At 48.7% G+C, this 6,661-nt stretch carries 9 protein-coding genes; 6 read left to right on the top strand and 3 right to left on the bottom strand.

Annotated features, from left to right (window positions below):
- Positions 1 to 131: 131 nt before the first annotated feature.
- Positions 132 to 263 (bottom strand): hypothetical protein, encoded by a 132-nt coding sequence (locus tag AC1DUA_RS17730; protein ID WP_477501029.1) that lies wholly within the window; start codon positions 261 to 263, stop codon positions 132 to 134.
- Between the two features lie 407 nt (positions 264 to 670).
- Between AC1DUA_RS17730 and AC1DUA_RS17725 the strand changes: the two genes are divergently transcribed.
- The 3 genes from AC1DUA_RS17725 to AC1DUA_RS17715 all read left to right on the top strand — a co-directional run bounded on the left by AC1DUA_RS17725 (position 671) and on the right by AC1DUA_RS17715 (position 3,302).
- Positions 671 to 1,336, top strand: coding sequence for a TVP38/TMEM64 family protein (locus tag AC1DUA_RS17725; protein ID WP_477501028.1), 666 nt, complete (start codon positions 671 to 673; stop codon positions 1,334 to 1,336).
- Between the two features lie 41 nt (positions 1,337 to 1,377).
- Positions 1,378 to 2,082 carry a phosphatase PAP2 family protein gene (locus AC1DUA_RS17720; RefSeq protein ID WP_477501027.1) on the top strand — a complete coding sequence of 235 codons (705 nt, stop codon included), beginning with the start codon at positions 1,378 to 1,380 and terminating at the stop codon, positions 2,080 to 2,082.
- Between the two features lie 197 nt (positions 2,083 to 2,279).
- Entirely contained in the window at positions 2,280 to 3,302 is a 1,023-nt protein-coding gene (locus AC1DUA_RS17715) for an LLM class flavin-dependent oxidoreductase (RefSeq protein ID WP_477501026.1), read from the top strand.
- Positions 3,303 to 3,316: 14 nt separating this feature from the next.
- Here AC1DUA_RS17715 and AC1DUA_RS17710 read toward each other — a convergent pair whose 3' ends face one another.
- Complete coding sequence (locus tag AC1DUA_RS17710; protein WP_477501025.1) at positions 3,317 to 3,625, bottom strand: hypothetical protein; 309 nt, start codon at positions 3,623 to 3,625, stop codon at positions 3,317 to 3,319.
- A gap of 85 nt (positions 3,626 to 3,710) precedes the next feature.
- Here AC1DUA_RS17710 and infC point away from each other — a divergent pair, with 85 nt between their 5' ends.
- The gene (gene infC / locus AC1DUA_RS17705; RefSeq protein ID WP_477501024.1) at positions 3,711 to 4,196 is read left to right on the top strand and encodes a translation initiation factor IF-3; all 486 of its coding nucleotides are present in this window, start codon (positions 3,711 to 3,713) and stop codon (positions 4,194 to 4,196) included.
- 82 nt (positions 4,197 to 4,278) lie between these two features.
- Here the strand turns inward: infC and AC1DUA_RS17700 are convergent, their stop codons facing one another.
- Positions 4,279 to 5,043 carry a C39 family peptidase gene (locus AC1DUA_RS17700; RefSeq protein ID WP_477501023.1) on the bottom strand — a complete coding sequence of 255 codons (765 nt, stop codon included), beginning with the start codon at positions 5,041 to 5,043 and terminating at the stop codon, positions 4,279 to 4,281.
- 229 nt (positions 5,044 to 5,272) lie between these two features.
- On the opposite strand from AC1DUA_RS17700, the gene AC1DUA_RS17695 reads away from it, so the two are divergent.
- Together AC1DUA_RS17695 and AC1DUA_RS17690 are read left to right on the top strand one after the other, a co-directional pair.
- On the top strand, positions 5,273 to 5,779 hold the full coding sequence (locus AC1DUA_RS17695; RefSeq protein WP_477501022.1) for a hypothetical protein: 507 nt from the start codon (positions 5,273 to 5,275) through the stop codon (positions 5,777 to 5,779).
- Positions 5,776 to 6,661: M48 family metalloprotease (locus AC1DUA_RS17690; protein ID WP_477501021.1), on the top strand; the 886-nt coding region annotated here is incomplete at its 3' end. The genes AC1DUA_RS17695 and AC1DUA_RS17690, both read left to right, overlap by 4 nt.

Raw genomic sequence — 6,661 nt, 5'->3', positions numbered from 1 at the left:
GTCTAACATCGTTAACTTCTCAACAGACATCCATTTCACGCACCACTGCCACTTTAACGCTGAAAAACATACTTACAGTAGCTAATTTGCTCATCAAGCCTCCGTTAACGATGTCTAACATCGTTAACTCCTCAACACACATCCACTTCACGCACGACTGCCACTTTAACGCTGAAAAACATTCTTACAGTAGCTAATTTGCTCATCAAGCCTCCGTTAACGATGTCTAACATCGTTAACTTCTCAACACATATCCATTTCACGCACCACGGCCACTCTAACGCTGAAAAACATTCTTACAGTAGCTAATCTCCAAATCGTGTTCCAAAGGAACGAGCTATACGCGACCTTCTTTGAAACTGTAGATGGAAAAATACCGCTAATCTACGCTGCATGGTGGCAGGGAATGAATTAGCAGTAGAAGCTCCATCTAAATTGTCGGCAACTACCCAAAATCGGAAGGATTAAGCGATTTTAGCTGTAGAAATTCCAGTTATTGGGGCGAATTTGGATTAATCGCGGAAAATAGCAGGAGTAATCGGCGTTAATTACCTGTTAACTGTAGCAAATCCCCTCCTCCAACCATGCAAAAGCGCCAAATTGTTGATATTGCCTCCCCGGTTTTGTAAGATGGAAATCAGAAAAGTAAGTGCCCGAAAGGAGGCAGCCCATGGCGCGTTCAAAGTCGCTTTGGTTATTAGTGGGATGGTTTCTGGTTGCTGCAGTCGGCTTGCTCGTTCTGCAATGGACCGGTGTATGGGCTCGCTTGGACTTAAGCCGAGTGACGGAATGGCTGCGGCATTCTGGTCCGCTGGGTGGCCTTTTATACATCATTGTTTACACACTGCGTCCCTTGGTGCTGTTTCCGGCGACACCGTTGACGCTGTATGGGGGCTATGTATTTGGCGCTTTTTGGGGGACGATCTACGATATCATTGGAGCGGGTGCCGGTGCGATGCTTTCTTTTTATATAACACGAAAATGGGGCAGAAATGGCTTTCAACGAATTTTACGCAATAAGAAGCTGCAATCCTTCGATCAGAAAGCCGAGGAGAAAGGGTTCATGGTCGTGTTGTACATGCGCTTGATGCCTTTTTTTCCGTTTGACGGAGTCAGTTACGGGGCAGGGCTTTCCAAAATTCGTTTTTGGGACTACACATGGGGAACGCTCATTGGTATAATTCCAGGGGCCGTGGTCTATAACGTGTTTGGCGCATCCCTGCAAGACATTGGATCCGGGAAATTTTATGCTGCGGTTGGGATGTATATCGTATTTGCATTAATTCCGCTGCTTTTGAAAAGAAGACAGACTGTAAGGGCTCGTAACCGAGCCTAACGAATATAGGAACTAGTTAACCATCAGAGGAGAAATCAGATATGCAGGGGAAAGCATTCTTCAAAGATTTAATTTGGGGTATCGGGGCGGTGTGCGTGCTGCTAATCGGGTTTATCTTTTTATGGCAGAGCATATCCTCCAGTTGGTTGCAAGCATTCGATGAAGGGATTGGCGGCGCTGTGCAGTCACTTCGAAGCGACTCACTAACACCTGTGGTGAAATTTATTACTACACTCGGAAAAGCAAAAGCAGAAAGCATCGTTTTCCTAGTGGTTGCAGCAATCTTGTTGTTTAAGCTTAAACTGAGATGGGAGACTCTTGTGCTGTTCATAGGCGTTCTGGCTACCTGGGGGCTTAATATCCTGATCAAAGGTTTAATTGAACGCGAACGCCCTGCGGGACCGTGGTTAATAGAGGAAACAGGGTTCAGCTTTCCCAGCGGGCATGCAATGGTGTCTATTTTATTTTACGGATTAATAGGCTACTTGGTGTGGGTCAATGTGCGCAGTGTTTGGAAAGCGGCGTGGCTAGTACCGATTCTAACAGTTACACTCGTCTTGTGTATTGGATTAAGCCGGATTTATTTGGGCGTTCATTATCCCAGCGACGTGCTGGCTGGATTCACAGCAGGCGGCGCCGCTCTGATCGGATGCATCATGGCGGCTCATCGTCTCACAGATCGCAGAACCCGCATCCAGCAAGGGACGGGACGACCTAATCGGTCAAGCTACAACATGCCTGCTTAGATGAAGGCGAGGTCCCTTTACAAAAAAGAAAGGCATAAAGTGATGCCAATGTCATACACTTTTAGTAAGTAAGAGGATTACTAAAGACATAGTTCACATCGGGGACAACGCCTTCCAGGGGTTTGTCCTTTTTCTTTTGTTTCCAGGACGTTGTATAATTAATCCATCGGCAGATGACTCAGAAAGAAGGGATGACTATGCTGAAACTAAGTATTCTTGATCAATCACCGGTTTCCTCCGGTTTTACGCATAGCGACGCGCTGCAGCAAACCATCCAGCTGGCGCAGTTGGCTGATCGCCTAGGCTACACGAGATTCTGGGTGTCGGAACATCATAACTCGCAGGGTCTCGCCGGCTCATCTCCGGAGGTGCTGCTGTCGACATTGGCGGCGCGCACAAGCCGCATTAGGCTCGGCTCAGGCGGTGTGCTGCTGCCGCATTACAGCTCCTACAAGGTCGCTGAGAACTTCCGGATGCTCGAAGCGCTCTATCCGGGGCGTATCGACCTTGGCATCGGGCGTGCGCCTGGCGGCACGCCGCACACGGCCAAAGCGCTGAGAGGAGTCAGCGCTGATCTGTTCGAAGGACTTGAGAGGTTCCCGTCGCAAGTCACGGATCTGCTCGGGTTCCTCACCGATTCGGTGGAGCCCGGTCATGTGTTCGAGGGCATCCGTGCCACCCCTATGGTGGCTGGAGTGCCCCAGGTGTGGCTGCTCGGCTCCACCGGGCAGAGCGGTGTGTACGCGTCGCAAGCAGGCGCGGCGTTCTGCTTCGCGCACTTCATCAACGGAGCGGGTGGACAGCAAGCGGTGCGCAGCTACCGTAGCTCGTTCAAACCGTCCGCGCTCAATGTCGTGCCGCAGGCGACGGTATGCATTTATGTGCTCTGCGCCGAAACGCAGGCAGAGGCGGAAGAGCTTGCCGCTTCCATCGATTTGCGCATTCTGCAAATGGAGAAAGGCGAGTTCACCGGAGTGAAATCGCCTGAAGAAGCGGCTGAGTATGTGTACTCGGATTGGGATCAAACCCGAGTAAGGGATAATCGGTCACGGATGATCATYGGTGATCCAGGGCAAGTCCGGAAGCAGCTGCTGAGCTTGGCGAGCAGCTATCAAGTAGATGAAATCATGGTCGTTGCCGGTGGTTATCTGCCTGAGACGAGGCAGCGGACGATTGAACTGCTGGCCGAAGCGTTCGATCTTGCTGCACTCAAGGTCTGATTTCCTTTATCAGGTTAACGACTTCGTTTATTCCTTTTATCGATTTCTTGTGTCACGATAAAAGCAAGATCCTCGTTGCCAAAGAGAGACAACACGCCTAATACCGTGCTATCTGCGACCTCGCCGGCTTCTTCTTTGGATACCGTTAAATCGAGGGCCTGCTGCAAAGAGGCATTATCCTCTTGATCCGGGTAAGCAGCACGATAGAGTGCAGCCGGGTCCAGATCATGGTTGATACACCACTGAGCAAAAACGAGAATCATCATGTGCTCTTCGCGTTTATAGTTTTCAATCATCTGTTCTTCTAATTCTTTATTATTCATACTAGCGTAAACATCTCCTTCAACTACCTATTCAACTATTTAGGGCGGATGGGTTCATTATATCGAAAGATCAGGTGCAATCACAATGATTAAGAATGAGAAGATTAAAGCCTCTGAGGTTCATGTCACGGGAATTCAGGGTGAAGACCTAGGGGTGATGTCTACGAAGGAAGCGCTGCTTCTGGCGAAGCAGTTGAAAGTCGACTTAGTTTGTACTTCGCTCATGAGTAGTCCGCCGCCGTGCAAATTGATCGGAGCGGGTCAGGCCAAGCAGGAAGAGATGCAGGAGAAACAGCAAGCTAGGAAGCGGGAACAAGCGCCAAAGATCAAAGAGCTGCGCTTAACTCCGCATATCGAGGATCACGATCTGGATACGAAGCGCCAGCAGGCGGGACGGATTCTGCAAGGCGGAGATGCCGTGCAGCTGGTTGTGAAGATCTCAGGCAAAGAAGGCGCTCAAGCCAAAGCTTTGCTTGAAGATTTGATCAAAGATTTAAGCGCTTATGGACGCAAACAAACAGGCATTCAGCTAAGTGGCAAGCAAGCATCCGTGCAGTTGGATCCTCTATAACCAAAGCATGAACGTGCCTCCAATTCAAGACGGGAGGGACGTTCATGTTTTTTTCGACCACAGGGAAAGTGGTTCAAGCCGCCTAATTCAAGGTAATGGCCTGCGAGCCCATGAGCTCCCAAACTTGTTTGACATCGCTTAAAACATAGGCTTCCTGCTGCCCAGTCATAGGGTCGTTCATATAAACGTATTCGTCGTCCCAACCTGTTAGGAGCAAGGCATGTTCGGGTTGATACCACTCTACGAGTCGATCCTCTTCATCTTGCCATTCCAGATCCAGATAAGGGGTATCCATGTGTTCCGTCGCCCAAATCATGGCGGGCTTGCCTGCTTCTATGACGCCTAGTAGCGCCTCAAAGGAAGCACCCGTGATATCTTTGAAACGCCCCGGCAGCAGTTGGTTCATTGTTGTATACATCGGCTTATGGTAAATGCCATATCCTGCCTCATAAGGGTTGCCGACAAATACATCCTCTGGATTGCCCCCAACGAAGGCTCCGTCATCATTCTCTGTAGGCATCTCGCCTCTAGGAAGTGCGTCGGCAACTTCCTCTTTGGTGACAGGGAGCCCGGCCCAGTTCAATAGCATGGTGGCCGCCACGGCTTCGCACCCATTGGGCAGTTCCGGCAGCTGTGATAAAGCAGGGGCATTAGGCACCTGATAATGATGTTCTGCAGGAGGAGCATCAGCGGATGGCAGCGGCACAAGCACATTGAGAAGCGGCTTACTGACCTCGACGACAGGTGGTCTTAGAGCTGGTGCTTGGAGAACTTGGGGAGCTTGTTCAATAGCAGGCGCGGTTGGCTTGGGCAATGCCAGGCACATGACAGACCATATAACGATCAAGCAGCACGCAAACTTTTTAATGTGAAATCACTTCCGATCTAGCACGATCTTCTCATTACATCATGAAGAATCTGGAAATGCAAGGTGAAGCCGGAAAGACATATAAGGATAGCCAAACGGCATAGTCTAGGAAAGTGGACAGCATCTAGAGATGACCATGTGAGGCAATAGCTCATACAATAGGGTAAAATGGTGAAAAATACCCGGTTCATGGATAAGAGGGAAGTTTATGAATAAGCATGAAGAGGAGAAAAAGGCGCTAGAGCAAGCCGCTATCGATATTTTTCTTGAATTATATAATATTAATAACCCCATTGCGCTGCAAATGGTTCGCCAACAGGAGAAGCCGGACGCACTTCTGGAGGATGCCAATAACGAGCTTATAGGGCTCGAAGTGACTCATTTGTTTTATGATATGGAGGAAGCCAGACTCATGATGTCACGATCCGAGCTCACGAAACCTGGGGCTGAAGTACTGGACAACTTTATTAAGGTCATTAATGATCGGATTGTTAGTAAGGAACAGAAATTACAGGATTATTCCCACGAATACCCTTGTATGCTGCTAATACGTAATGTTTCGCTGCTGTTTGGGATGTCTGATGTGCTTAGCTTCAAGCATAAGCTCGTCCCGCCAAGTGGAATGTTCACGCAAGTATGGCTGTTGTCCAGAGATTTTACACCGGATTGGCTGTTAATTAATTTGTATGAAGTTGGCGGTGGAGGGATGAAATGAGACGTCTCTATGTAGGGCTTGGCGCAGCTTTTGGCGTCTATGCGGTCATCATGATTGTGTATTTATTAAAAGGAGATTTGTTTCTAATACCTCATGCCTTGGTTGGGACAAGCGCAGACCCGCACACGTTCATGACCGTACAGGAAATAGACAAAGCTGAGTCATTATCACGGATCCGATCATTAACTTATTTCCTCAGCTCTCCGCTGCAAATTGGATTGATCCTGCTGCTCCTTGGTGTGGCTGTCAACATTCGAAGTTTTGCTGAAAAGCTTTTTAAGGCCTCCTTCCTGCAAATGGTCGTTTTTGTGCTTCTGTTTATTCTGCTGATGGACGTGCTGTTCTTGCCAGTGGATTATTTTTTGTTCAAAATCGACCAAGCCTACGGGGTATCCACGGAGACGCTGGCGATCTTTTGGGGGGACCATGGGAAAGATTTTCTGCTTAATGCCGTAGGTACAATTGTAATGGTTTGGATATTCAGACTGGTGCTACATTGGAGTCCCAACCGGTGGTGGTTCTGGTTCTGGCTGTTGTCTGTCCCATTGATATTGTTCGTCACGTTCATTCAACCTGTTGTGCTTGATCCTCTGTACAATGATTTCAAACCGCTCCAGGATCAAGAGCTTAAAGCGCAAATTCTGCAATTGGCGGCGCAATCGCACATTCCAGCTAAGCAGGTGTATGAGGTCAATATGTCCGAGAGGACCAACGCGATTAACGCTTATGTCAATGGAATTGGCGGTAACGCACGAATCGTGCTCTGGGATACGACGCTGAAAAAACTGCAGCCTGATGAGATTTTGACAGTGATGGCACACGAAATGGGGCATTATGTAGAAATGACAGTGATGGCACACGAAATGGGGCATTATGTAGAAA

It is taken from the genome of Paenibacillus sp. 01T422 (assembly GCF_056398785.1).
This window is presented reverse-complemented; position numbering and strand designations above follow the sequence as displayed.